The organism is Rhizobium sp. SRDI943 (genome assembly GCF_057653695.1).
The window spans coordinates 1-22,837 of record NZ_JBYGKN010000002.1; the positions used below are offsets into that span (position 1 = coordinate 1).

General features: G+C 58.4%; 23 protein-coding genes. 18 read left to right on the plus strand and 5 right to left on the minus strand.

Annotated elements, in window-relative coordinates:
• The 9 genes from repA to AC245Y_RS24115 all read left to right on the plus strand — a co-directional run bounded on the left by repA (position 1) and on the right by AC245Y_RS24115 (position 9,473).
• Positions 1-1,194, plus strand: coding sequence for a plasmid partitioning protein RepA (repA, locus tag AC245Y_RS24075; RefSeq protein WP_017996283.1), 1,194 nt, complete (start codon positions 1-3; stop codon positions 1,192-1,194).
• A 4-nt stretch (positions 1,195-1,198) separates the two neighbouring features.
• Complete coding sequence (repB, locus tag AC245Y_RS24080) at positions 1,199-2,200, plus strand: plasmid partitioning protein RepB (RefSeq protein ID WP_017996282.1); 1,002 nt, start codon at positions 1,199-1,201, stop codon at positions 2,198-2,200.
• A 154-nt stretch (positions 2,201-2,354) separates the two neighbouring features.
• Positions 2,355-3,659: a plasmid replication protein RepC gene (repC, locus tag AC245Y_RS24085; protein WP_017996281.1), complete on the plus strand. Its 1,305-nt coding sequence runs from the start codon at positions 2,355-2,357 to the stop codon at positions 3,657-3,659.
• Positions 3,660-3,767: 108 nt separating this feature from the next.
• Positions 3,768-4,652, plus strand: a complete 885-nt coding sequence (locus tag AC245Y_RS24090; RefSeq protein WP_017996280.1) for a dihydrodipicolinate synthase family protein — start codon at positions 3,768-3,770, stop codon at positions 4,650-4,652.
• 7 nt (positions 4,653-4,659) lie between these two features.
• Entirely contained in the window at positions 4,660-5,337 is a 678-nt protein-coding gene (locus tag AC245Y_RS24095) for a GntR family transcriptional regulator (RefSeq protein ID WP_017996279.1), read from the plus strand.
• Between the two features lie 55 nt (positions 5,338-5,392).
• Positions 5,393-6,721 (plus strand): ABC transporter substrate-binding protein, encoded by a 1,329-nt coding sequence (locus tag AC245Y_RS24100; protein ID WP_017996278.1) that lies wholly within the window; start codon positions 5,393-5,395, stop codon positions 6,719-6,721.
• Positions 6,721-7,659 carry a carbohydrate ABC transporter permease gene (locus tag AC245Y_RS24105; RefSeq protein ID WP_003562595.1) on the plus strand — a complete coding sequence of 313 codons (939 nt, stop codon included), beginning with the start codon at positions 6,721-6,723 and terminating at the stop codon, positions 7,657-7,659. The genes AC245Y_RS24100 and AC245Y_RS24105 overlap by 1 nt, the downstream gene beginning before the upstream one ends.
• A complete protein-coding gene (locus AC245Y_RS24110) occupies positions 7,659-8,474 on the plus strand; it encodes a carbohydrate ABC transporter permease (RefSeq protein WP_017996277.1) in 816 nt (271 codons plus the stop codon). The genes AC245Y_RS24105 and AC245Y_RS24110 overlap by 1 nt, the downstream gene beginning before the upstream one ends.
• Positions 8,475-8,492: 18 nt before the next feature.
• Entirely contained in the window at positions 8,493-9,473 is a 981-nt protein-coding gene (locus AC245Y_RS24115) for a sugar kinase (protein WP_017996276.1), read from the plus strand.
• A 109-nt stretch (positions 9,474-9,582) separates the two neighbouring features.
• Here the strand turns inward: AC245Y_RS24115 and AC245Y_RS24120 are convergent, their stop codons facing one another.
• Entirely contained in the window at positions 9,583-10,587 is a 1,005-nt protein-coding gene (locus AC245Y_RS24120; RefSeq protein WP_017996275.1) for an inorganic phosphate transporter, read from the minus strand.
• Positions 10,587-11,204 (minus strand): DUF47 family protein, encoded by a 618-nt coding sequence (locus tag AC245Y_RS24125; protein ID WP_245274062.1) that lies wholly within the window; start codon positions 11,202-11,204, stop codon positions 10,587-10,589. Before AC245Y_RS24125 ends, AC245Y_RS24120 begins: the two co-directional genes overlap by 1 nt.
• On the opposite strand from AC245Y_RS24125, the gene AC245Y_RS24130 reads away from it, so the two are divergent.
• From AC245Y_RS24130 to AC245Y_RS24165, 8 genes are all read left to right on the plus strand, one after another.
• Complete coding sequence (locus AC245Y_RS24130) at positions 11,094-11,453, plus strand: hypothetical protein (RefSeq protein ID WP_245274065.1); 360 nt, start codon at positions 11,094-11,096, stop codon at positions 11,451-11,453. The two genes, AC245Y_RS24125 and AC245Y_RS24130, sit on opposite strands and share 111 nt — an antisense overlap.
• A 70-nt stretch (positions 11,454-11,523) precedes the next feature.
• Entirely contained in the window at positions 11,524-12,846 is a 1,323-nt protein-coding gene (ugpB, locus tag AC245Y_RS24135) for a sn-glycerol-3-phosphate ABC transporter substrate-binding protein UgpB (protein WP_026157588.1), read from the plus strand.
• Between the two features lie 65 nt (positions 12,847-12,911).
• A complete protein-coding gene (gene ugpA, locus AC245Y_RS24140) occupies positions 12,912-13,796 on the plus strand; it encodes a sn-glycerol-3-phosphate ABC transporter permease UgpA (RefSeq protein ID WP_003562585.1) in 885 nt (294 codons plus the stop codon).
• A 12-nt stretch (positions 13,797-13,808) separates the two neighbouring features.
• Positions 13,809-14,657, plus strand: a complete 849-nt coding sequence (gene ugpE / locus AC245Y_RS24145; protein WP_003562583.1) for a sn-glycerol-3-phosphate ABC transporter permease UgpE — start codon at positions 13,809-13,811, stop codon at positions 14,655-14,657.
• A 1-nt stretch (position 14,658) separates the two neighbouring features.
• Complete coding sequence (locus AC245Y_RS24150; protein ID WP_017996273.1) at positions 14,659-15,705, plus strand: sn-glycerol-3-phosphate import ATP-binding protein UgpC; 1,047 nt, start codon at positions 14,659-14,661, stop codon at positions 15,703-15,705.
• 55 nt (positions 15,706-15,760) lie between these two features.
• On the plus strand, positions 15,761-16,510 hold the full coding sequence (locus tag AC245Y_RS24155) for a glycerophosphoryl diester phosphodiesterase (protein WP_003562579.1): 750 nt from the start codon (positions 15,761-15,763) through the stop codon (positions 16,508-16,510).
• Positions 16,511-16,519: 9 nt separating this feature from the next.
• Positions 16,520-17,305 carry a DeoR/GlpR family DNA-binding transcription regulator gene (locus AC245Y_RS24160; RefSeq protein ID WP_003562577.1) on the plus strand — a complete coding sequence of 262 codons (786 nt, stop codon included), beginning with the start codon at positions 16,520-16,522 and terminating at the stop codon, positions 17,303-17,305.
• Positions 17,302-18,147, plus strand: a complete 846-nt coding sequence (locus tag AC245Y_RS24165) for an HAD-IIB family hydrolase (protein WP_003562574.1) — start codon at positions 17,302-17,304, stop codon at positions 18,145-18,147. Before AC245Y_RS24160 ends, AC245Y_RS24165 begins: the two co-directional genes overlap by 4 nt.
• Here AC245Y_RS24165 and AC245Y_RS24170 read toward each other — a convergent pair.
• The 3 genes from AC245Y_RS24170 to AC245Y_RS24180 all read right to left on the minus strand — a co-directional run bounded on the left by AC245Y_RS24170 (position 18,105) and on the right by AC245Y_RS24180 (position 21,229).
• Positions 18,105-18,950, minus strand: a complete 846-nt coding sequence (locus tag AC245Y_RS24170; protein WP_003562573.1) for a carbohydrate ABC transporter permease — start codon at positions 18,948-18,950, stop codon at positions 18,105-18,107. The genes AC245Y_RS24165 and AC245Y_RS24170 overlap by 43 nt on opposite strands.
• Positions 18,951-18,955: 5 nt before the next feature.
• Positions 18,956-19,894, minus strand: a complete 939-nt coding sequence (locus tag AC245Y_RS24175) for a carbohydrate ABC transporter permease (RefSeq protein WP_003562572.1) — start codon at positions 19,892-19,894, stop codon at positions 18,956-18,958.
• An 87-nt stretch (positions 19,895-19,981) separates the two neighbouring features.
• Positions 19,982-21,229, minus strand: coding sequence for an ABC transporter substrate-binding protein (locus AC245Y_RS24180; RefSeq protein WP_003562569.1), 1,248 nt, complete (start codon positions 21,227-21,229; stop codon positions 19,982-19,984).
• Positions 21,230-21,802: 573 nt separating this feature from the next.
• Here AC245Y_RS24180 and AC245Y_RS24185 point away from each other — a divergent pair.
• Entirely contained in the window at positions 21,803-22,837 is a 1,035-nt protein-coding gene (locus AC245Y_RS24185) for a LacI family DNA-binding transcriptional regulator (RefSeq protein WP_003562567.1), read from the plus strand.

Genomic DNA, 22,837 nt, shown 5'->3' on the forward strand with positions numbered 1-22,837 from the left:
ATGGAGCCGAGTCTTGCTCTTCAGGACGATCAAGAGCACCTCCCGTCGCTTCTGGCAACGGATGCGAAGGAGTTATCCTATCAACTTCAGCAGCATCAGGCAAAAATCTTCCCCCCGCTCTCGCAAAAGACCATCAGAACATTTTCGCCGGCGGAAGCGGCAGGCTTTATCGGCATCGGCGAAGGGTATCTCCGCCAGGTAGCCGCCGACGGCCATGGGCCCGATCCGCTCGCAAACGGACGGCGGCTCTATAGCGCAACGGATATGGATCGAATTCGCCGGGTCCTCGACGAGCGAAACGGAACGCCGAAATATGTGCCGGCCCGCAGGCCGGGCGAAAAGCTCCAGATCATCTCCGTCATGAATTTCAAGGGCGGCTCGGGCAAGACCACCACTGCGGCCCATCTGGCGCAGTTCATGGCGCTGCGAGGCTACCGCGTGCTCGCCGTCGACCTCGATCCGCAGGCGTCCCTGTCCGCCTTGTTCGGTCATCAGCCGGAGTTCGACGTCGGAGAGGGCGAAACGATCTATGGTGCGATCCGATATGAGGACCCGCGCCCCATCGCCGACATCGTGCGCGCCACCTACACGCCCAATCTGCATCTCATTCCGGGCAATCTCGAGCTGATGGAATTCGAGCACGAGACCCCGAAGGCGATGGCGTCGGGTACGGCGGAGACGATGTTCTTTGCCCGCATCGGCGAGGCCTTGACGGAAATCGAAAGCCTTTACGACGTTGTGGTCATCGACTGCCCGCCGCAATTGGGCTTCCTGACGATGTCGGCGCTCTGCGCGGCAACCTCGGTCTTGATCACGGTCCACCCGCAGATGCTGGATGTCATGTCGATGTCGCAGTTTCTGACGATGACGAGTGAATTGATGTCGGTCGTGGAAAAGGCCGGCGGGCGTACCAGCTATGACTGGATGCGCTATCTCGTGACGCGGTTCGAACCGAATGACGGACCGCAAAGCCAGATGACCGGCTTCATGCGGGCAATCTTCGGCAACCGAATGCTCCACAATGCCATGGTGAAATCGACGGCAGTCGCCGATGCCGGCGTCACCAAGCAGACACTTTACGAGGTCGAGCGGTCGCAGTTCACACGCGGAACCTACGATCGGGCACTGGAATCCCTCAACCTCGTGAATGGCGAGATCGAGGCGCATATTCGCTCCACCTGGGGGAGGAAATAGATAGATGGCGCGCAAGAACCTCATCGAAATTTCCGCTCCGAACCCGGCAAGGGCGGACGCGGTCGCACTGCGCGACAATCGTCCGATCGCTGGATTCGTGCCGCAGGAGCGCAGTGCCGCGCCGGTCGGCGGCATTACCAAGACGCTCGGCAACATTACCGAGAAAATGGAGCGGGCGAGTGAGCTGGAACGGCAGCTTGCCAGTGGCCAGACGATCATCGAACTCGATCCCGGCCTGATCGACGCTTCCTTCGTCAGCGATCGATTGGCGATCGATGCGGCCGAACTCGCGCAGCTTGTCGAGCAGATCCGCGAGCATGGGCAGCAGGTTCCGATTCTTGTCCGCCCGCATCCCGAAAGCAGGGGACGCTATCAGGTCGCCTACGGCCATCGTCGCCTGGCTGCCACCCGAGAAATTGGCATCAGGGTGCGTGCGGTCGTCCGCGATCTCACCGACGGTCAGTTGGTCGTCAGCCAGGGACAGGAAAACAGCGCTCGAACCAATCTCTCCTACATCGAGCGCGCACTCTTCGCATCGCGGCTCGAGGAACGCAGCTTTGGCCGTGACGTCATCATGGCGGCTCTCGGCGTGGACAAGGCGGCGCTGTCGAGAATGCTGATCGTCATACGACAGGTCCCCCTGGGGCTCGTCAATGCGATAGGTGCAGCACCTGATATCGGCCGCCGCCGATGGCTGGAACTGGGTGAGCGGCTTGAGAAAGCCGACGTCGAAAAGATCATCGCGGAGTTGTCCGCGGACGACGCGCGCAAAATTTCGAGCGACGAACGGTTTCACCGGGCACTCGTTCTGGCAACGAAGAAGACGACTGCTCCGAAGCCGACGGTGGCCAAATCTGAGGTCAGCGGTGTGCCTGTCATGATCAAGAAGACAGCATCCGGTGCGACCTTCGTCTTCGACGGAAAGACCGCGCCCGGTTTTGATCAATTCGTCCAGGAAAGGCTGAAGGGCCTGTTCCAGGAGTTCAACAAGGACAGAGGAGCGTAGCGCGCAAAAGAAAAAGGCCCCCAACGACGACGCCGTGGAAGCCCTTCTCAGATCTTAAGCACATCGAGAATCGCATTTCCCCGAATCACAGTCAAGCGTCTTAGGCACCAAATTGGTGGATGGTTTTCTTTTGCCTGAACGAAGGTGAAGGCAAATGGAGAGTGGATATGTGACGACGCCCTTTGGGCGGCGGCCGATGTCGCTTGGCATGCTGGCAAACCAGCACCTGGCCGAGACCATCGAGCCGGGAATGAAACGCAGCAAATGGAAGCTATTCAGGGCGATCTGCGAAGCACGGCCGGCGCTTGGCGTCACCGATCGGGCACTGACGGTGCTCGACGCGCTTCTGACCTTCTACCCTGACGACGAAATCTCCGAGGAAAAGGGACTGATCGTCTTCCCGTCGAATGCGCAGCTTTCGTTGCGCGCCCGCGGCATGACGCCAGCGACCCTCAGGCGGCATCTTGCTGTCCTGGTCGAGGCCGGCCTGATCCTGCGCAAGGACAGCCCGAATGGAAAGCGCTATGCGCGCCGCGACAGGGCAGGGGCGATCGGCGATGCCTTCGGCTTCAGCGTCGCACCGCTTTTGGCGCGTGCTGTCGAAATCGAAAGCCTGGCGGCTCAGGCGGTTGCCGACCGGGAGCTGTTACGGGTGACCAGGGAACGCCTGACGTTGTGCCGGCGGGACATTTCCAAGCTGATCACGGCGGCGCTCGAAGAAGGGGTTTCCGGTGATTGGGAAGGTATTTCGGCGATGTTTCGAGCGCTTCTTGCCCGAATTCCACGGGTGGCGACCGCCGAAGACCTGACACCGCTGCTCGACGAGATGGCGATGCTGCGTGCAGAGATCGTCAACATGCTGGAAAGACGGATAAAAACACAAAAAATAGACGCCAATGAGTCTCAAATTGAGCATCACAAACAGAATTCAAATCCCGACTCCAATTATGAACTTGAACCAAGCTTCGAAACGAAGCAGGGCGAAAAGGCAGCGGCCGATAACGACCCGAACGCCGGGCCGTCAGACGAACGAAGATTGAAGCAGCAAAGGCCTTCCGGCCGGATGAGCAACAGGGCGGGGGGCGCAGCCGACCCGGGCGCCGGACAAGGCCTGAAGTCCTTCCCGCTCGGCCTCGTCCTCCAGGCCTGCCCCAGTATTCTCGACTATGGGCCCGGCGGAAACATCGGCAATTGGCGAGACTTGATGTCGGCGGCCGTCGTCGTGCGTTCGATGCTCGGCGTCAGTCCCTCGGCCTATGAGGAAGCCTGCTCGGGCATGGGCCCGGAAAACGCCGCCACCGTGATCGCCTGCATCCTGGAAAGGGGAGGGCACATCAACTCGCCCGGCGGTTATCTCAGAGATCTGACCCGAAGGACCGAAAAGGGCGAGTTTGCAATCGGACCGATGCTGATGGCGCTCGTGCGGGCCAATGGGCCGACGGCGAGGCATGCCAGTTGATCGTGAGAAAGCGACTGCCTCGGCATTCGTGTAACAGTGCGCAATCACCTCTTTACAGCTAACATGTTAGTTTGCTACATTTGATCCATTCATTGGGAGGAAGCATATTTGACACAAAAATTCGGGCTCTCGGTTGCTCTCGCCACGCCGTTCGACAGCAACGGCGATATCGCGATCGAGGCGATGATCGAGCAGGCACGGCGGAGCCTCGCGGCCGGCTGCTCGAGTGTGACCCTGTTCGGGACGACGGGTGAAGGTTCTTCCATCGGCACGCAGGAACGTGAGCATGTTCTCGCTTCCATGCTTGATAGCGGAATAGCTGCAAAGCAGATCATCGTCGGTGTGCTGGTCGACGCTGCCGAGGATGCGGCGATGCAGGCCGGCCATGCGCTTTCCAAGGGAGCCCGCAATATCCTTCTTGCTCCGCCGTCTTATTTCAAGAACGTGAGTGAGGACGGCGTCTTCCAGTGGTTTTCGGCTGTTTTCGCTATCCTGGGCGGCAAGGCGCGAGACATTATCGTCTACAACATTCCTTCGGTCACCATGGTTCCGCTGAGCGTATCGCTCATCGGCCGACTGCGGACCGCCTTTCCCAAGGTCGTTACGGGCGTCAAAGATTCCTCCGGCGACTGGCCTTTTACGGAAAAGCTGCTGAAGGCGCATGGCGATCTCGTCATCCTGGTGGGCGACGAACGTCACCTGGCGAAGGGTGTGCGGCTTGGCGGCCAGGGTGCGATCTCCGGCATGGCGAATTTCGTACCTCGCGAAGTCAAGCTGATGGCGGAAGAAGGCAAGGACGATCCTCGCGTCGAGGATTTCGTGGCCGAACTGCTGAAATTTCCGGTGACCGCCGCCGTGAAAGCGATGGTCACTCACCTGACGTCTGATGAAATCTGGCTTGCGGTTCGCCCACCACTCGTTTCAATATCCGGCGAAGGGCAGGCGCAACTCGCTCTTGCGTTCGACACTCTTTTCCGCTCGAAAGCGGCATAGGTCGGAGATGTTTCTGGGAGAGGCGATGGACGGAACGGACGAGCAGCCGACACTGCGGGAAAAGGCGTATGAGAGTTTCACACGCCACCTTCTTGCGCGTGACGTGCGCCCCGGCCAGTTCGTTTCGCAGCGTCGCCTCGTCGAGCTGACAGGGCTGACGCTTGGCGCCATCCGCGAACTTATCCCAAGGCTCGAAGCCGAAGGACTGATCAAGACGGTGCCCCAGCGGGGGTTGCAGATCGCGCATATCGACCTGAACCTTATTCGCGAGGCGTTCCAACTGCGCGTGTTCCTGGAGAAGGAAGCGGTAGCGCTTTTCACCCGCTCTGCGTCTGAGGAGACGATCGCCGGGCTTTTGAAGCAGCATCGGGATATTGCGGACGCCATTCGAAATGGCGATGGATCGCACGAATTGGAAGTACACGCACAAGCTGTCGATTGGGGTATGCATGACGCCTTTATCGATGCTTTGGGAAATACCATCATCTCGAACGCCTACCGGGTGAACTCAATCAAGATGCGCCTGATCAGTCAGGACCGTTTTCGTATCGATGGTCACGTCGGACCTGTCATGGGTGAGCACCTCAAGGTACTCGAGGCGATCGAACGACGATCGGCGGAGGACGCCGTCAACAGCCTTGTCGCACACATCAATCATGCAAGAGATCGTGCGCTCAGGATATAATCGGAAATAAGCAGCCGGGGGTGAGGAGATCGCCGGCAAAAGGAGGAGGAATCACATGTCATCGTTTTTGAACCCGACGAGGCGCGGCTTTCTGGCGGGTACGGCCGCTTTTGGCGCCAGCAGCATGCTCGGCGTGCGGCTGGCATCGGCTGCGGTCGATTGGAAGCGCTTTGCCGGCACGACGCTCGAAGTCAATCTGGTCAAGAGCCCGCGCAGCGAAATACTTCTCAAGTACCTTCCCGAATTCGAGGAGCTCACCGGCATCAAGGTCAATGCCGAAGCGACGCCCGAACAACAGCAGCGTCAGAAGACGACCATCGAGCTGAGCTCCGGCAAGCCCAGCTTCGATGTCGTGCATATGAGCTATCATGTCCAGAAGCGGCAGTTCGAAAAGGGCGGCTGGCTTGCCGATATCGGCGGTTTTCTCAAGGACCCCTCTCTGACCGACCCGTCTCTGGTTGAAAGCGACTTCGCCGAAGCCGGCCTGACTTTTGCCAAAGATCCGGGCGGCGTTCTGCGTTCGCTTCCATTCTCGGTCGACTACTGGATCATCTATTGGAACAAGGCGCTGTTCGAGAAGAAGGGGCTGGCCTATCCGACGACGTTCGAAGAACTCGCCAGTGCCGCGGAGGCGCTCACCGATCCTTCCACCAACACCTACGGCTTCGTCGCCCGCGGCCTGAAGAATGCCAATACGCCGGTCTGGACGTCGCTGCTGCTTGGCTATGGTTCGAGCCCGCTCGGCCCGGATGGCAAGCTGCGCACGACATCGCAAGAAGCGATCGATGCGGCCAAGCTTTACCAAAGACTGATGACCAAGACAGCCCCTCCCGGCGTCTCCGGCTTCAACTGGGCCGAGGCACAGTCGGCCTTCCTGCAGGGCAAGATCGGCATGTGGCTGGATGGCGTCGGTTTTGCGCCGCCGATCGAGAATCCGGAAAAGTCGCGCGTCGTCGGCCAGGTCGGTTACGGCATCATGCCGAAAGGTCCGAAGGCACAGGCCGCGGGCACCTTCGGTGACGGGCTTGGAGTCGTCGCGGCAAGCCAGAAGAAAGAAGCCGGATACCTCTTCTGCCAATGGGCGATTTCGCATGAAATGGGCGCACGTCTGCTGCAGGCCGGCGCCGGCGTTCCTTTCCGCCAGTCCGTCCTCGAGGATGCGAAGGTCCGCGAAGGCGTCAAGATGCCGGGCGCCTGGCTAGATGCCGTCGTCGGTTCCGGCAAGATTTCGCAGCTCGCGCTGCCGGTCATCATTCCGGTCACCGAGTTCCGCGACGTTTACGGTGTCGGTCTCACCAACATGATCGGCGGCGCCGATCCCGAAACCGAGCTGAAGGCAGCGACGGCACAGTTCGAACCCGTCCTGGCGAAAAGCGAGGGATAATGGCCTCGACAAGCATCGAAACGGCCGCAGTGGCCAAGACCTCGAAAGGAAGGAGCAAACCGGATCGGTTTGCTCCCAACTACTGGCCTTTCGTCATCCCGGCGCTCATCGTCATTGCGGCCGTCATCGTTTTTCCATGGGTGTTTACCCTTTGGATGAGCGTCAACAGCTGGACGCTTGGCCAATCCCAGGTCTTTGCGGGACTGGACAACTATGCCCGCCTGGTCGTGGACATGCGCTTCTGGGACTCGCTGTGGCATACGGTGCTCTATACGACGCTCTCCGTGGTGGCGCCCCTTTTCCTGGGGACGCTCGCCGCGCTGATCTTTGATACGCAATTTCCGCTGCGCGGCCTTCTGCGTGGCATATTCGTGATGCCGATGATGGCGACGCCGGTCGCCATCGCCCTCGTCTGGACGATGATGTTCCACCCGCAGCTCGGCGTCCTCAACTATCTTCTCTCCCTCATGGGCATCGGCCCGCAGGAATGGATCTATAACCAGAACAGTGTCATCCCATCGCTGGTGCTGGTCGAGACGTGGCAATGGACGCCGCTTATCATGCTGATCGTGCTCGGTGGTCTGGCGGCGGTTCCGCGCGAGCCCTATGAAAGTGCCGAAATCGACGGAGCCAATGTCTGGCAGAAATTTCGCTACCTGACGCTGCCGATGATCGCGCCATTTCTGATGATTGCCGTGATGATCCGCAGCATCGATGCGGTGAAAAGTTTCGACATCATCTACGCCATGACCCAAGGCGGTCCGGGCACGGCGTCGGAAACGATCAACATCTATCTCTACAACACTGCTTTCGCTTACTACGATATTGGCTATGGATCTGCGATGGCGGTTGTCTTCTTCATCCTCATCGTCCTGCTCGCCTTCGTCCTGATGATGCTGCGGCAGCGCGCGAACTGGTCCGACGGGGAGGCACGCTGATGAAGCGCAAGACGCTCGATCGCATCGGACTGCTGTTTGTTGCCCTGGTGATGATATCGCCGGTCGTCCTGTTCTTCCTCTGGATGATTTCCCTGTCGCTGAAATATGAAATCGACAACGGCGCTTATCCACCGATCTTCATCCCGGAGCGCTTTGCCTGGTCGAACTATCTGAAGGTCTTCGAAGAGAACAACTTCTTCCTCTATCTCTGGAATTCGGTGCTGGTGACGGGTGCCGCCACACTTCTGGCGCTACTAATCGGCGTGCCGGCCGGATATGGCATCGCGCGGCTGAAGGCCGAGAAGTCTGCGATGGTCATCATGATTGCGCGCATGACGCCGGGCCTTTCGTTCCTGATCCCGCTCTTCCTACTGTTCCAATGGCTGAACCTGCTCGGCACGCTCTTGCCGCAGATCATCATCCATCTCGTCGTCACAGTGCCGATCGTCGTGTGGATCATGATCGGTTATTTCGAGACGACGCCGATGGAACTGGAAGAGGCTGCAAGCATCGACGGTGCAACACCCTGGCAGGTTTTCCGGCTGGTTGCCTTGCCGATCGCCAGGCCAGGCATTGTCGTCGCCTTCATCCTGTCGGTCATCTTCTCGTGGAACAATTTCGTCTTCGGCATCGTGCTCGCCAGTCGCGAGACGCGCACGCTCCCCGTCGCGGTCTACAACATGCTCTCGTTCGAGCAGGTCAGTTGGGGTCCGCTGGCGGCGGCGGCGTTGATCGTCACCTTGCCCGTGCTGATTTTGACGGTGTTTGCGCAACGGCAGATCGTGGCGGGTCTGACGGCCGGAGCCGTCAAGTGAGCGGGTGAGACAACGGTTTTGACGACTTCTTCTTCTTCTGCCTTCGACCCACCTCCCGGTCGGGCGCGCCGCGTTTTGTGTGTCGGCGCCGCGGTTATGGACACCTTGTTTCGCGTACGTTCGCTACCGAATGGCCAGGGCAAAATTCTGCCTTACGATATGCTCCAGATCGCCGAAGGCATGGCATCGAGCGCCGCCTTTGCAGTCGCCCGGCTGGGTGGCAAAGCCAGCCTCTGGGGCGCCGTCGGCAATGATGCCACCGGCGAACGGATCATTGCCGATCTCAGCAATAGCGGCATAGACACGAGCGGCATGCTGCGCGTCGAAGACGCCCGTTCGGCCGTCTCGACCATCCTTGTGGATGACCAAGGCGAGCGTTTGATCGTACCTTTCTACGATGCGGGCCTGCACGAAACGGTCAAGCCGGTCACCAAAAAGGATATTTCTGCTTTCGATGCGGTGCTGGTTGACGTCCGGTGGCCGAAGCTTGCATTGCGGACGCTATTGGCAGCCGCAGAGGCGGGCAAGCCGGCCATTCTCGATGGCGATGTTGCAGGCGATGGCGTGATCGAGATGCTTGCGCCGGCGGCCAGTCACATCGTGTTCTCACAACCGGCGGCCGAACGGCTTTCTGGAGCAGCCGAGCTGGTGAAGATCGTCGGTCTTCTCAAACGAAAGTTCGAGCATGCCTTCATCAGCGTCACGGCGGGCGAAAGTGGCTGCTTCTGGTTCGATGACCGAAGCGGCGAAGTCCTTCATCTTGCCGCTCCGAAGGTGAGGGCGGTCGACACGCTCGCGGCAGGCGATATCTTCCATGGCGCTTTTGCGCTGGTTGTCGCGGAAGGCCTGCCGATTGAAGAGACGATGCGCTTTTCATCCATGGCGGCGGCGCTCAAATGCCAGGTGTTTGGCGGTCGTACCGGCGCACCCAGCAGAGCCGAGGTCTGCAACAGGCTGCAGGGTTGGGACGCGCCGGTGACAAGGATGGGTGGTCGCTAGAGAAATTCCAGCAATAGTGCGAAGCGGTTTTGCGTCCGGTATTGCGTGAAAACAAAGAGATAGGGCATGATGCCGAAAAATGTGAGCGGTTTTCGGACGACATCCCGTTCTAGGCGAAGAGGTCCGATAGCCAGTAGCACAGCGCCGAAATGATCGCAGCGGCGGGGAGTGTGACAACCCAGGCAACAACGATGTTGCCCGCCAAGCCCCAGCGTACGGCGGACAGGCGTCGGGCGGCGCCCACGCCGATGATGGCGCCGGTGATCGTATGCGTGGTCGAGACCGGGATGCCCAGCCAGGTTGCGCCAAACAGTGTCAATGCACCGCCTGTTTCGGCACAAAAGCCCTGCATTGGGTTGAGACGCGTGATCTTCGATCCCATCGTATGGACGATCCGCCAGCCGCCGAAAAGCGTACCGAGTGCCATTGCGCTTTGGCATGAGAGAACGACCCAGAGCGGCACATGGAAACCACCCGTCAGGTACCCTTGCGAATATAGCAACACGGCGATGATGCCCATCGTCTTCTGCGCGTCGTTGCCCCCATGGCCGAGGGAGTAGAGGGAGGCAGACACAAACTGGAAGACCCGGAATGTGCGATCAACGGCGAACGGTGTCTGTCGCACGAAAGTCCACGACACGATCAGAATGAGCAGAAGCGCCAGGAAAAATCCGATCGCCGGCGACATCACGATGGCGCCGGCCGTCTTCAACAAACCGGTCCAGACGATCGAACTGAATCCCGTCTTCATCAGGCCAGCACCCACCAGACCGCCGACCAGTGCATGCGATGAACTCGACGGGATACCAAAGACCCAGGTGACAATATTCCAGACAATGGCGCCCATCAACGCCGCGAAAATGACTTGCGGAGTCACGATGGCCGGATCGATGATGCCGGTTCCGAGCGTTTCCGCGACGTGCAAGCCGAAGAACAGGAAGGCTATGAAGTTGAAAAAGGCCGCCCAAAACACAGCATATTGCGGACGCAGCACGCGCGTCGACACGATTGTGGCGATGGAATTGGCTGCATCGTGCAGGCCGTTCAGGAAATCAAAGAAGAGTGCGACAGCCACGAGAGCGGCAAGAAGAGGAAGGGCAAGGGTGGCTTCCATCAAACGTTCTCGATGACGATGCCACTGATCTCATTGGCGACATCCTCGAAACGGTCAACGACCTTCTCAAGCTCGCCATAGATCTCGCTGCCGATGAGGTAAGCCATTGCATTCGACGCGCCGTGGCGGCGGAAAAGATCCTTCAAGCCCTGCTCGTGCAACTCGTCGGACCGGCCTTCGACGCGCGTCACTTCTTCTGCCAGCGCCGCCAGACGGGGAGCATTCGTGCTGATCCGATCGAGAAGAGGAAGGGCTTCGGCTATCAAATGTGCTGCCTGGACAATGGTCTTTCCCATTTCCTGCATCAGAGGATCGAAGCTTTTCTGCTCGAATAGCCGAATGGTCTTCACCGTTTTCTGCATCATGTCGATCGCATCATCCATCGACTGGATCAGATCCTTGATGTCGCCACGGTCGAACGGCGTGACAAAACTGCGACGCACGGCAAGCAGTACTTCGCGGGTGATCTCGTCCGCTTCATTCTCCAAGGCGACAATCCGTGCACAATGCCCTTCAATGTCTGTGCCGCTCAAAAGTTCGTCGAGGGCTTCGGCCGCACCGACGACAGTCTTTGCGTGTTGAGCGAACAGATCGAAGAAGCGATCTTCCCGCGGCATGAGTTTTCGAAACCAGTTCAGCATCTGCGCTCCATCGACTGTCACAAAGCTGTCATAGAGCACGCCGTTGGTCGTGAAAAGCCGTTAGCGACCGATGTCATGGGACTTCCACCGGATCATGCGTGCCATCAAAGGCTGACGCGGCGCGTATCATCGATTGGCCACTCCTTCCGGGCAACGGTCTTTACGATCGCCGACCGAGTTGGTGTCATCAAATGTTCATATGAACATTCTATCTTTGCAAAATGAAACTAGCCTGTTACCATCGAGCTCACGTTCGTAGCGGGAGGCTATGGACCGACAACAAGTGGGAGTGAGGATGAACAAGATCGCTTTTTTCCTGTCCGCAGGATTGACCAGCCTATCCTTATCCGTTCCGGCAATGGCGGCCACGAAGATCCAGTGGTGGCACGCAATGGGCGGCGAGAATGGCGCGAAGCTTGAACAGATCGCCAAGGGGTTTAACGCATCTCAATCTGACTATGAGATCGTCCCGGTATTCAAAGGCACCTATGACGAGACGCTGACGGGCGCCATTGCTGCGTTCCGCGCCAACCAGCAGCCTGCAATCGTACAGGTCTATGAAGTCGGTACCGGCACGATGATGGCAGCACAGGGCGCGATCTATCCTGTTTACCAGTTAATGAAGGACGAAGGCGAGGCCTGGGACCAGAGCAAATTCATTGCTCCGGTCGTCGGCTATTACTCAGACACCAGCGGCAACGTTCTGTCCTTGCCGTTCAATTCCTCGACGCCGATCATGTATTACAACAAGGATGTCTTCAAAAAGGCGGGGCTCGATCCGGAAACACCGCCGAAAACATGGGCGGAAGTTGAAGCCTTTTCGCGGACGATCATGAAGTCCGGCGCTGCCAAATGCGGCTTCACCAGCGCCTGGATCTCCTGGATTCAGACTGAAAACCTCAATGCTCTGCACGACAAGCCCTACTCCACCAAGGCCAACGGCTTTGGCGGCTTGGATGCGGAGTTCACCTTCAACAACGATCTCACGATCCGCCATTGGGGCAACTTGAAGAAGTGGCAGGACGAGGGGCTCTTCAAATTCGGCGGGCCTGGCGGCGGCGATAATGCTCCTCCGATGTTCTATTCGCAGGAATGCGCGATGTACATGAACTCGTCGGCCGGCCGGGCAGGCGTTATCAATAACGCAAAGGCTTTCAAGGTCGGGTTTGCGCCGCTTCCCTACTATGACGACGTCATTACGCAGCCGCTCAATTCGATTATCGGCGGCGCCACGCTCTGGACGCTGAAAGGTCGCCCAGAAGAGGAGTACAAGGGTGTCGCGAAGTTCTTCACCTACCTGCAGAAGCCGGAAGTGCAAGCCGATTGGCATCAGTTCTCCGGCTACCTGCCGATAACCGAGGCTGCCTATAAGCTGGGCCAGGATCAGGGTTATTACGAGAAGAATCCTGGAGCAGATATCGGCATCAAGCAGCTGACGCGGGTGACACCTACCGATAATTCCAAGGGTATCCGGTTCGGCAACTACGTCCAGGTGCGTGGCATCATCGACGATGAGTTTGCAGCATTGCTGGGCGGGAAGAAGACGGCGAAGGAAGCGGTTGATTCCGTGGTCGCACGAGGCAACGAACAGCTTCGCGATTTCCAGTCCGCCAACTAATGGGCTCCGCGACGGGGGCTGGTGAGAGACCGGCCCCCGTTTCCCATCCGTCAGTGTGAGGGCCCATGCAAACCAAACGGACCGTATTTCCCAACAAGCTTTTGCCTTACCTGCTCATCGCACCCCAAATTTTCGTGACCGTGGTATTCTTCCTCTGGCCCGCGGCGACGGCATTCTGGCAATCTTTCCTGCGCCAGGATGCCTTCGGCTTCAAAACGAGTTTCGTCTGGTTCGAAAACTACCGCCGGCTCTTTGCCGATCCGATCTACATCAACGCCTTCGGCCACACGCTCATCTTCGCCATTCTCGTGACCGTCCTATCGACGGCGATCGCGCTGCTCCTGGCTGCAGCGGCGATGCGCGTGTTGCGCACCTCTCGAATTTATTCGACCTTGCTGATCTGGCCCTATGCCGTCGCTCCCGCGATCGCCGGCATTCTTTGGTGGTTCATGTTCAATCCCTCGATCGGCATCGTCGCCTATATGTTGCGGGCGATGGGGATCAACTGGAACCATCTGATCAATCCTGACGACGCTATGATCCTGATCGTCATCGCGGCGACTTGGAAGCAGATTTCCTATAATTTCTTATTCTTCTTGGCTGCGCTGCAGTCGGTGCCCCGTTCGCTTCAGGAAGCCGGGGCGATCGACGGAGCCGGTCCTGTGAAGCGTTTCTGGACGATCGTGTTCCCGCTGATCTCACCGACAACCTTCTATCTGATCGTCATCAATATCGTTTACGCGATGTTCGATACCTTCGGCATCATTCATGCGACCACCCAGGGCGGACCGGCGCGTGCAACCGAGATCCTTGTCTACAAGGTTTATTTCGACGGCTTCATCGGACTGAATTTGGGCTCGTCGGCGGCGCAGTCGGTCATTCTCATGGTGATCGTCATCGCTCTGACCGCGGTCCAATTCCGCTTCATCGAACGCCGCGTGCAATATTGAGGAATCCCGAGGATGGTTGAAAATCGCCCCTTCCTAAATTTCCTGGCGCATCTTGTCCTCATCATCGGCGTCACGATTGTTGTATTTCCCGTCTACGTGGCTTTCATCGCATCGAGCCACGGTCCAAACGACTTCTTGTCAGGTGTCGTGCCGCTAACGCCGGGCAGCCACATCATCGAGAACTATTCGACGATGCTGTCATCTGGAATGACAAGCTCGGGGGCGCCGCCGATCGGACCGATGATGATCAACTCGCTGATCATGGCGGTTGGCGTCGCCGTCGGGAAGATCGCTATTTCGATCCTTTCGGCTTTTGCTATCGTCTATTTCCGGTTTCCGTTCCGGACCTTGGCATTTTGGATGATCTTCATCACGCTGATGCTGCCGGTCGAGGTGCGCATCGTGCCGACCTACAAAGTCGTCGCCGATCTCGGAATGCTGAACAATTACGGCGGCCTCATCATCCCGCTGATCGCATCGGCAACGGCAACCTTCCTGTTTCGTCAGTTCTTTCTGACTGTTCCCGACGAACTCATGGAGGCTGCCCGTGTCGATGGCGCAGGGCCGATGAAGTTCTTCCGGGATATCCTGCTCCCACTATCGATCACCAACATTGCGGCGCTCTTCATCATCTTGTTCGTGCTCGGCTGGAACCAATATCTGTGGCCGCTCATCATAACGACCGACCAGAGCTTTTATACCGTCGTGATGGGAATCCAGCGCATGGCAGCGGTTGCCGATGCGGAGCCGCGCTGGAACCTTGTGATGGCAGCCGTCATTCTGGCCGCCCTGCCACCCGTCCTCGTCATCGTCGCCATGCAACGCCTTTTTGTCAAAGGCCTGGTCGAAACGGAGAAATGAAATGGCAACGATCAATATCATCGACGTCAAGAAGAATTATGGCGCCGTTCCGGCGGTCAAGGGCATCAACCTGTCTGTCGCAGACGGCGAACTCATCGTCCTCGTCGGCCCCTCCGGCTGTGGCAAATCAACCCTGCTTCGCATGATTGCCGGGCTGGAATCCATCAGCGAAGGCCATGTCGAGATTGCCGGCCGCAATGTCAACAAGGCAGAGCCGGCCGACCGCGATATCGCCATGGTCTTTCAGAATTATGCGCTTTATCCGCATATGACCGTACGCGGAAATCTCGAATATGGTTTGAAAAATCGTGGCACCGAACGGGCGGAAATCAACCGCCGTGTGGCGGAGGCGGCCGAGATCCTCGAAATTGGGCCGATGTTGGATCGTAAACCTCGCGAACTCTCCGGCGGGCAGCGCCAGCGCGTTGCGATGGGGCGGGCGATCGTTCGCGAGCCGGCCGCCTTCCTGTTCGATGAGCCTCTGTCCAATCTCGATGCCAAATTGCGGGTGCAGATGCGCGTTGAAATACGCCGGCTGCAACGGCGCCTGAAGACCACCAGCATCTATGTCACCCATGACCAGCTTGAAGCGATGACGCTGGCCGACCGGCTGGTTGTCATGAACGGAGGACTTGTCGAACAGGTCGGCACGCCCGTGGCGGTCTACGATCGCCCGGCGAGCCTGTTCGTCGCCAGCTTCATCGGCTCACCGCCTATGAATCTCGTGCCGATCGACGTCCTCAGGGCAGCCGACAGCGCAAGTGCCCTGGCATTGCCCGCCGGGACCGATATGGTCGGCCTTCGCCCGGACGCGTTGCTTGTTGCCAAGCCGGTTGAGCCTTCCGTTCGTCTCAATGCAACGGTCGAGCTGCTCGAGCCAATCGGCGGAGAAAGCCATCTGCATGTGCGATTGGGAGGGGGCCAGCAGACGGTCGTCCTGACCGTACCGGGTCGTCCGGATTTTGCCGAGAATGCCAATATCGACGTCTTCGCACGCGTCGGCGCGATGCATCCTTTCAACAGCGATACCGGAAAACGCACAGATTGACTCCGGTTTATTATTTCTCCATCCCAGCCCAGAAGACGATGAAAGAGATGAGACGATGACGACCGTAGAGCCGCGATCCGGCCCGAGACGCAGTGAGGTTCAGGCGCATCGAGGCGCCTCTGCCATTGCGCCCGAGAATACCATTGCCGCTTTCCGGGCGGCCGCTGAACAAGGCGCGGAATGGGTCGAACTCGACGTAGCACTTCTTGCCGACGGGACCCCGGTCGTCATCCACGACGTGTCGATCGATCGCTGTTCCTCGTCGAAGGGAAATCTTGCCGACCTCACCGCGTCGGATCTCGGCGCCATCGACGCTGGCTCATGGTTCAGCCCGAAATTCAAAGGCGAACCACTGCCGACGCTGGCCCGCGTTGTTTCCGCGCTGGGCGAACTCGGGCTCAACGCCAATGTCGAGATCAAGCAGCATGCCCATCACAAGTCACTCGACCAGCTGGTCAAAGTCGTCGATCAACATCTGAAGGCGCGGGCGGCGCACACCAGGATCATGATCTCAAGCTTTGATGCCGCTGCGCTGAAGGGAATGTATGAGATCGATCCAAGCTACGAACTCGCCATGCTGTGGAGCAAGCTGCCTGCGGATTGGCAGGATACCCTTCGGTCGATTCCCGCAAAGACCATCCATCTCGACTACAAGGCTCTGAGTATCGGGTTTCTCGAGGAGGCCGTGCGTCGCGGCATCTCGGTGCGGGCGTGGACCTGCAACGATCCCAAGCGGCTCGCATCATTCTGGGACGTGGGTTTGACCGGTGTGATAACAGACGACCCCAGTGTCTACCTCACGTAAGGAGCGGCGATGGGGCAGCGGATCATATCGAGCCGACAACGTGAGATCCTTGCGCTGATCGAAACGGAAGGTGTTCAGTACATCGAGGAACTGGCACGTCGGTATGATCTGACGACGCAGACGATCCGTCGTGATATCAATGCATTATGCGATCTCGGGCACGCACGCCGCTTCCACGGCGGCGTCGACTTGCCGGTCGCGGGCAGCAACATCTCACTCAATGCTCGCGCCCAGCTCAACCGACGGGCCAAGCGGCTGATCGCCAAGCGTGTCGCCGCCGACATAGGGGCAGACGCGACAGTGTTCCTCGGGATCGGCAGCACGGTTCGGTTCGTCGCCGAGGCGCTGCGTGATCACCAGGGTCTGACGGTGATCACCAATAACATCCACGTCGCCTTGAGCCTTTGCGACGCGCCGAGCGTCGAGGTCCATTTGACGGGCGGACTTTTGCGCCACGATGACCGCGACGTGGTGGGCACGGATGTGATCAGGTTCGTCGAAAAATTCTATGCGACTTACGCAGTCGTCGGCGCGGGCGCTTTGAGCCCGCTCAACGGTCTGATGGATTTCAGCTATAGCGAAGCCCAAATCACCAATGCCCTCCTTGAGAATTCACAAACGCAGATTCTGGCCGCAGACGTCAGCAAGTGGACGCGCAACGCTTCCGTGCGTGTTGCGCCATTCAGCAAACTCACCCGCTTCTACACCGATCGGCTGCCTGGCGAAGCTGCCGCCACCAATGCCCTCGCCGAGAGCGGCTTGGACGTGGTCACATGCAGCGAGGATATGACATGAGCTATGTAGACCTTGCACCATCGGCTCGTGAGTTACAGGATGTGCGCTACCTGTTCACCGACATCGACGATACCCTGACCACCGAAGGCAAGCTTCTGCCGCAAACCTACGAAGCTCTCTGGGATCTCAGCCGGGCGGGAATTGCCGTCGTGCCGGTCACGGGCGGCTCAGCCGGATGGTGCGAACATATCGTCCGCGCCTGGCCTGTGGCTGCCGTCATCGGCGAAAGCGGCGCATATTGCGTCACCCGTCAGGACGGCGAAGTGGTGTTCGACTATTGGGAGGATGGCGCCCTACAGGGTGAGCGCCAGCGCCAGCACCTGCAGACGATCAAAGAGCTGATCTCGCAAAATAGCCGGACGTTCAGAATTGCCCACGACCAGGTCTTCCGGCTGGCGGATGTCGCAATCGACATTCACGGTCAGGAACCGTATGAGGTCGAAGATCTGGCATCCAGCATTAGAGCCATGGGCGGAACGGTCGCGATCAGCTCCATCCACATCAACACGTGGATCGGCGATTACAATAAGCGCTCGATGAGCGAGCGCGTTTTAACCGAGATGTTCGGTATCGATCCCGATCAAACAGCCGCCGTGACCGCCTTCGTCGGTGACTCTCGAAACGATGCACCGATGTTTGGCTTTATCCGCAACTCTTTCGGGGTCAACAACATCATCCCGGTTCTTTCACAATTGCAATACGCGCCGAAATGGGTCTCCTCGCAGCCCGCCGGGCTTGGCTTTGCCGATATTGCCCAAACGATCTTGGACGCGGCTGGCGCAGGTTCTGAGACGTCTCGTCAGCTTTTGACCGAGCCGGCGGTCATGCCTGCCAGGAAGTAGCGTTGAGCAACCAGATAAAGGACCAGGAGGGGAAGGGAACCGAGCACGCTCATCGCCATCATCTCGTTCCATTCGAAGGCGTGCTGGCCCATCAGAAGCTGGATGCCGATCGGAACCGTCCTGAGGTCCATCGATTTTGTCAGCGTCAGCGCGAAGAGGAATTCGTTCCAGGCGAGCAGAAAGGTGTAGACCGCAGTGGCGACGATCCCGGGGATGGAGACCGGAACGATGACGCGCCAGAGCGCCGTCCAGCTCGAACCGCCGTCGACCAGGACGGCCTCGTCCAGCTCTTTCGGCAGGGTGTTGAGATAGCCTGTCATCAGCAGGACGGCGTAAGGCAGTGTGAAGACCATGTAGGTCAGGATCAGCGCCAGATAGGTATCGAAGATCCTGAAGGCGACCACCATTCCGAAATAGGGAATGAGAAGGGTAATCGGCGGAACGGTCTGGGTGCTGATGATGAAAATGTTCAAGGTGTTCTTGAACCGGAACTGATAGCGGCTGAAGCCGTAGGCGGTCACGATCGCGACGAGGAGGGTCAGAATGGTGACGACGCCGGCGACAAAGTAGCTGTTGATGAAGAACCGCACTTTCACCGGATCGTTGAAAATCGTCAGATAGGCGGCCACCGTGAAATCATCCGGCAACAGTCGCGGCGGAAGGGCGAAGATTTCCGTATTCGATTTCAGCGAGCTGAAAAACATCCACACGATCGGAAAAGCCGAAAAAACCAGGCCGATCGCCAGACCGAGATAGGTCAGGATGGTCGGCAATACCGAGCTTTTGAAGGAACGCTTTGCCATGACGGTCACCTGCGCTGCTGGTGTTTGATGTAGAAATAGGTGACGCTCATCGAGATGATTAGGATGATCATCGCGCTCGCCGAAGCCAGCGAGAATTCATACTGCGAGAAGGCGAGCTTGTAGGTGAAAGTGGAGAGCACTTCCGTCGAATAGATCGGGCCGCCGCCCGTCGTCATCCATACCAGCGGAAAAACCTGCATCGTCCAGATGAAATCGAGAAGCGCGATGCTGACGATGATCGGCATCAGCTGCGGAATGGTGATGTACCAGAACTTTTGGAGTCCGTTGGCGCCGTCGATGCCGGCCGCCTCGTAAAGCTCCTTGGAAATGCCCTGGAGGCCGGCGAGCAGGCTGACCATGTAAAGCGGATAACCCGCCCAGATGTTTGCGAAGGTCAAAGCGTGAATGGCCGTGCGCGTCGACGAAAACCACTCGACCTTGAAGTTGATGATATGGAGCGCCATCAGCACGCTGTTGACGACGCCGTTCGGGTCGAGCAGCAGGCGCCAGATGATGGCGATGATGACGGCGGTGAACAGCCAGGGCAGGATGAAGAGCACGCGCAGGATGCTGCGAATAAGCGGATCGACGCGGTTGGTGTTCAACAGCAGCGCGAATGCCAGGCCGATGATGAAGTGGAAGACGACGCTCATGATCGTGAAATAAAGCGTCTGCGCGACCGACTGCCAGAAGACCGGATTTTCAAAGATGGTCACATAGTTCTGGAGCCCTGCGAAGGCAGCGGTCTTTTTCATGATGGCGCCGTCCATCAGAGAATATTTGAAGACCATCACCATCGGGAACAGCATCAGCAGCACAAGCAGCAGGGTCGCCGGCGACACGTAGAAATACGGGACCAGCTTCCTCAAGGTGCTGTAACGAAGCCATCCTTTTCTTCGCGCTTTGGCATGCGCGGCGACCAGAGCCGTAGCCGAGTGATTCATGAGCTGTGACTTTCCATTCTGCCGAGATTTGACGACTTGCACCGGCAGCGCAAGGCTGCGCTGCCGGTGATCGTGAAAGCGACGTGCTTAGAACTTCGCGAGCCACGCCTTTTGGGTATTGGCAGCTGCGTCCTTGGCTGACTGCCCGCCGTCGAACATCTTCTGGACTTCGACGTTCATGTCGCGCATCAGCTCTTCGGCAACCGGAAGACCGACGAATTCGTTGGCAGGATAGCCGCTCTGGAAGATTTTGAAAGCTTCCGCGAAGATCGGGTCCGAGGCCACGAAGTCCGGCTTGGCATGGACGTTGCCGGGGAAGGCGTTGGCAATCGAGACGAGACGGCCGTTGACGTCAGGGCTCATCAGGTATTCGACCAGCTTCCAGGCTTCGTCCTTGTGCTGGCTGCCTTCGCTGATGCCGATGCCCCAGGAGGCATAGGGCATGCCGCGCTTGCCGGTGTAGCCGTCAGTGGCCGGCAAGGCGGAGATGCCGAAGTTGAGCTTCGGATTGCGCTCGCGGATGAGGTTCACATGGGCGAGGGAATCCACCATCATGCCGACGCGGCCGTTGACGAATTCTTCGACCTTGTCCTGTTCCTTCTTGGCGAAGATGCCGGGAGAAATCACGCCTTCCTTGTTGAGCGAGGCAAGATAATCGAGCGTGCCGACGACGGCGTCATTTTCGAGGTCAGGCTTGCCGTCCTTCAGCATCGAGGCGCCGGAGGCCCAGACCCAGGACATCACGTCGTTCTGGATTCCGCTCGGAGACTGCAGCGATAGCGGCAGAACCCAGCCGTACTGGTTCTTCGAGGCGTCGGTCATCTTCTTCGCGGCTTCAGCGAATTCCGTGCGCGTCGTCGGCAACTTGTCGACGCCGGCGGCCTTGGAGATATCCAGGTTCACGAAGACCGGGTAGACGAAGGATGCCAGCGGGAACATCACGCTCTTGCCATCGACCTTGACGATATCGGTGATCTGGCTCTTGTCGTATTTCGCCTTCTCCATCAGTTCGTCCATGGAGGCGATCGCGCCCTGCTTGGCGAGCCCGTTTACCCAGGCACCATCGAGGCCGACCACGTCGCTGAGCGTTCCCGAGGCGGCGCCGACGACGATCTGGTCACGCGTCGTGGCATAGGGACCGCTGACAAGCGTCACCTTGATGCCGGGATTTTTGGCTTCGAAATCGTTCATAATGCCGCGCAAGGCGCCGGACGGCATTTCGGGTTCCCACCATTGAATGAACTCGATGGTGGTGTCGGCAAACGCGGATGTGGCGCAGAGCGCCCATACCGCTACCGCAGCCCGCATCGTCACGCCGAATTTGCTGATATTCATCTGTGCCTCCCAAAGATTGTCAGTTAATCGATCCTCCTCAAGATCGTAGGCAAAGTAGGTTCCCTGAAGGCCCTATCTGTCAATGAAGAACTGCGATCGGGAAAAGATGGGAGGCCGGCATTCACGGCGCGTGTCGCGTTAAATCATTGATAAAAAATAATAAAACTGATTGACATCATCGGTATTTTTCTACAGCATTTGTGTTGCTTGTGACGCATTTTTTCTTTACTTTCGTAAACAAATGAAAGTTTATCCAACAAAATGAAAAGCGTGGAACCCGGCGTCTTCACTGCAAATTTTCGAATTTGGGGCGCTGAAACAAGCACCTTTTGCAACCACGCGGCGCAAACGGCGCAAGTCGCAGTGAAGGGAATATTTCGATTTTCGAAAGGGAGGGCAGGGCCCGCACCAAAAGTGACGGATCACGCCGGCTTACGTGGTGGGTTTCGACGATTGAGGATACGAAGATCACCTGTACAAATTGCCGAATGCGTGATTTGGCGCGTCAGAGGATCGGCCGTTGCGTCAAATCATTCCCGATCAGTTGTCGTCGTCCCGCCAGTAAGGAATTGAATGGCCAAGAAAAATTATAAATCGATGGACGACTTCGCGACCGCCGCCGGCGTATCGCGTCCGACCTTGTCGAAATATTTCGACGATCCCTCACAGATCAAGGAGGTGACCCGCAAGCGTATCGAGGCGGCTCTCAAGAAGTCGCATTTCGAGCCGAACCTTTTCGCCCGGCATCTCAATCGCAAGCGGACCAGGAATATCGGGATTCTGGTCCCGACCATGTCGGATCCCTTTTATGTGCAGGTCGTGTCGCTGATCGAGCTGGAGTTGCGCGAAAAGGGATTCTGGCCCGTCCAGATCTCTTCGCACACGCGGCCGGAGCTGGAGGCGGAGGCCGTGCGGACCTTGCTGTCGCTGAAGGTTGCAGGCGCGATCGTGGCGCCGCTCGGAGCCGGTTCACGCCGTTCCGCGCTGGAAAGACTAAGCGGCGCAATCCCCGTCGTCTGCTTCGACAACCCTGCCGGCGCTGACCTTCCCTATGTCGGAAACGATAACGCGCAAAGCATGGCCGCCATTGTGCAATATCTCTGCCGGTCCGGTGAGCCACCGATATTCCTGGAGATTCCGCATTTGACCGAAAATGCTGGCGAGCGGCAGGAGAGCTACCGCGCGACCATGGCGAGGGAAGGGCATACTCCGCTGGTCATCGATTGCGACGCACCACCTTCCTGGGAATTCGAGCGTCTCGGATACGAGCAGATGCAGAGAATTCTTGCCAGAGGCGGTCTTCCCGGCAAAACGCTGCTATGCGCTAATGACCGCTTCGCTTTCGGCGCGATGGCTGCCGCTTTCGCTTCGGGACTGAAAATCGGTCGTAGCGACGCGTGCGACGTACGCATTGCCGGGCACGACGACCACCCGCTGAGCCGATACACCTGCCCGTCGCTGACGACGATGGCTCAGAACGCGCCCGAGATCGCCGCGAAATCCGTGGAGCTTTTGCTGGCGCATATCGAAAGCGAGGATGATGGAACCACCCCTGCGACGAACAAGGTGATCCTCGAGGCAACGCTGGTTATGCGCGAATCGGCTTGA

Excerpts from the sequence above, each read along its gene's own strand:
- ugpB (WP_026157588.1), top strand. The coding sequence starts at position 11,524 with ATGAACAAGATCGCTTTTTTCCTGTCCGCAGGATTGACCAGCCTATCC.
- AC245Y_RS24125 (WP_245274062.1), bottom strand. The coding sequence starts at position 11,204 with ATGCCGCGGGAAGATCGCTTCTTCGATCTGTTCGCTCAACACGCAAAG.
- AC245Y_RS24120 (WP_017996275.1), bottom strand. The coding sequence starts at position 10,587 with ATGGAAGCCACCCTTGCCCTTCCTCTTCTTGCCGCTCTCGTGGCTGTC.
- AC245Y_RS24130 (WP_245274065.1), top strand. The coding sequence starts at position 11,094 with ATGCCCTTCAATGTCTGTGCCGCTCAAAAGTTCGTCGAGGGCTTCGGC.
- repA (WP_017996283.1), top strand. The coding sequence starts at position 1 with ATGGAGCCGAGTCTTGCTCTTCAGGACGATCAAGAGCACCTCCCGTCG.
- AC245Y_RS24100 (WP_017996278.1), top strand. The coding sequence starts at position 5,393 with ATGTCATCGTTTTTGAACCCGACGAGGCGCGGCTTTCTGGCGGGTACG.
- AC245Y_RS24185 (WP_003562567.1), top strand. The coding sequence starts at position 21,803 with ATGGCCAAGAAAAATTATAAATCGATGGACGACTTCGCGACCGCCGCC.
- AC245Y_RS24095 (WP_017996279.1), top strand. The coding sequence starts at position 4,660 with ATGTTTCTGGGAGAGGCGATGGACGGAACGGACGAGCAGCCGACACTG.
- ugpA (WP_003562585.1), top strand. The coding sequence starts at position 12,912 with ATGCAAACCAAACGGACCGTATTTCCCAACAAGCTTTTGCCTTACCTG.
- AC245Y_RS24155 (WP_003562579.1), top strand. The coding sequence starts at position 15,761 with ATGACGACCGTAGAGCCGCGATCCGGCCCGAGACGCAGTGAGGTTCAG.
- AC245Y_RS24170 (WP_003562573.1), bottom strand. The coding sequence starts at position 18,950 with ATGGCAAAGCGTTCCTTCAAAAGCTCGGTATTGCCGACCATCCTGACC.
- AC245Y_RS24150 (WP_017996273.1), top strand. The coding sequence starts at position 14,659 with ATGGCAACGATCAATATCATCGACGTCAAGAAGAATTATGGCGCCGTT.
- AC245Y_RS24160 (WP_003562577.1), top strand. The coding sequence starts at position 16,520 with ATGGGGCAGCGGATCATATCGAGCCGACAACGTGAGATCCTTGCGCTG.
- ugpE (WP_003562583.1), top strand. The coding sequence starts at position 13,809 with ATGGTTGAAAATCGCCCCTTCCTAAATTTCCTGGCGCATCTTGTCCTC.
- repC (WP_017996281.1), top strand. The coding sequence starts at position 2,355 with ATGGAGAGTGGATATGTGACGACGCCCTTTGGGCGGCGGCCGATGTCG.
- AC245Y_RS24165 (WP_003562574.1), top strand. The coding sequence starts at position 17,302 with ATGAGCTATGTAGACCTTGCACCATCGGCTCGTGAGTTACAGGATGTG.
- AC245Y_RS24175 (WP_003562572.1), bottom strand. The coding sequence starts at position 19,894 with ATGAATCACTCGGCTACGGCTCTGGTCGCCGCGCATGCCAAAGCGCGA.
- repB (WP_017996282.1), top strand. The coding sequence starts at position 1,199 with ATGGCGCGCAAGAACCTCATCGAAATTTCCGCTCCGAACCCGGCAAGG.
- AC245Y_RS24110 (WP_017996277.1), top strand. The coding sequence starts at position 7,659 with ATGAAGCGCAAGACGCTCGATCGCATCGGACTGCTGTTTGTTGCCCTG.
- AC245Y_RS24105 (WP_003562595.1), top strand. The coding sequence starts at position 6,721 with ATGGCCTCGACAAGCATCGAAACGGCCGCAGTGGCCAAGACCTCGAAA.
- AC245Y_RS24180 (WP_003562569.1), bottom strand. The coding sequence starts at position 21,229 with ATGAATATCAGCAAATTCGGCGTGACGATGCGGGCTGCGGTAGCGGTA.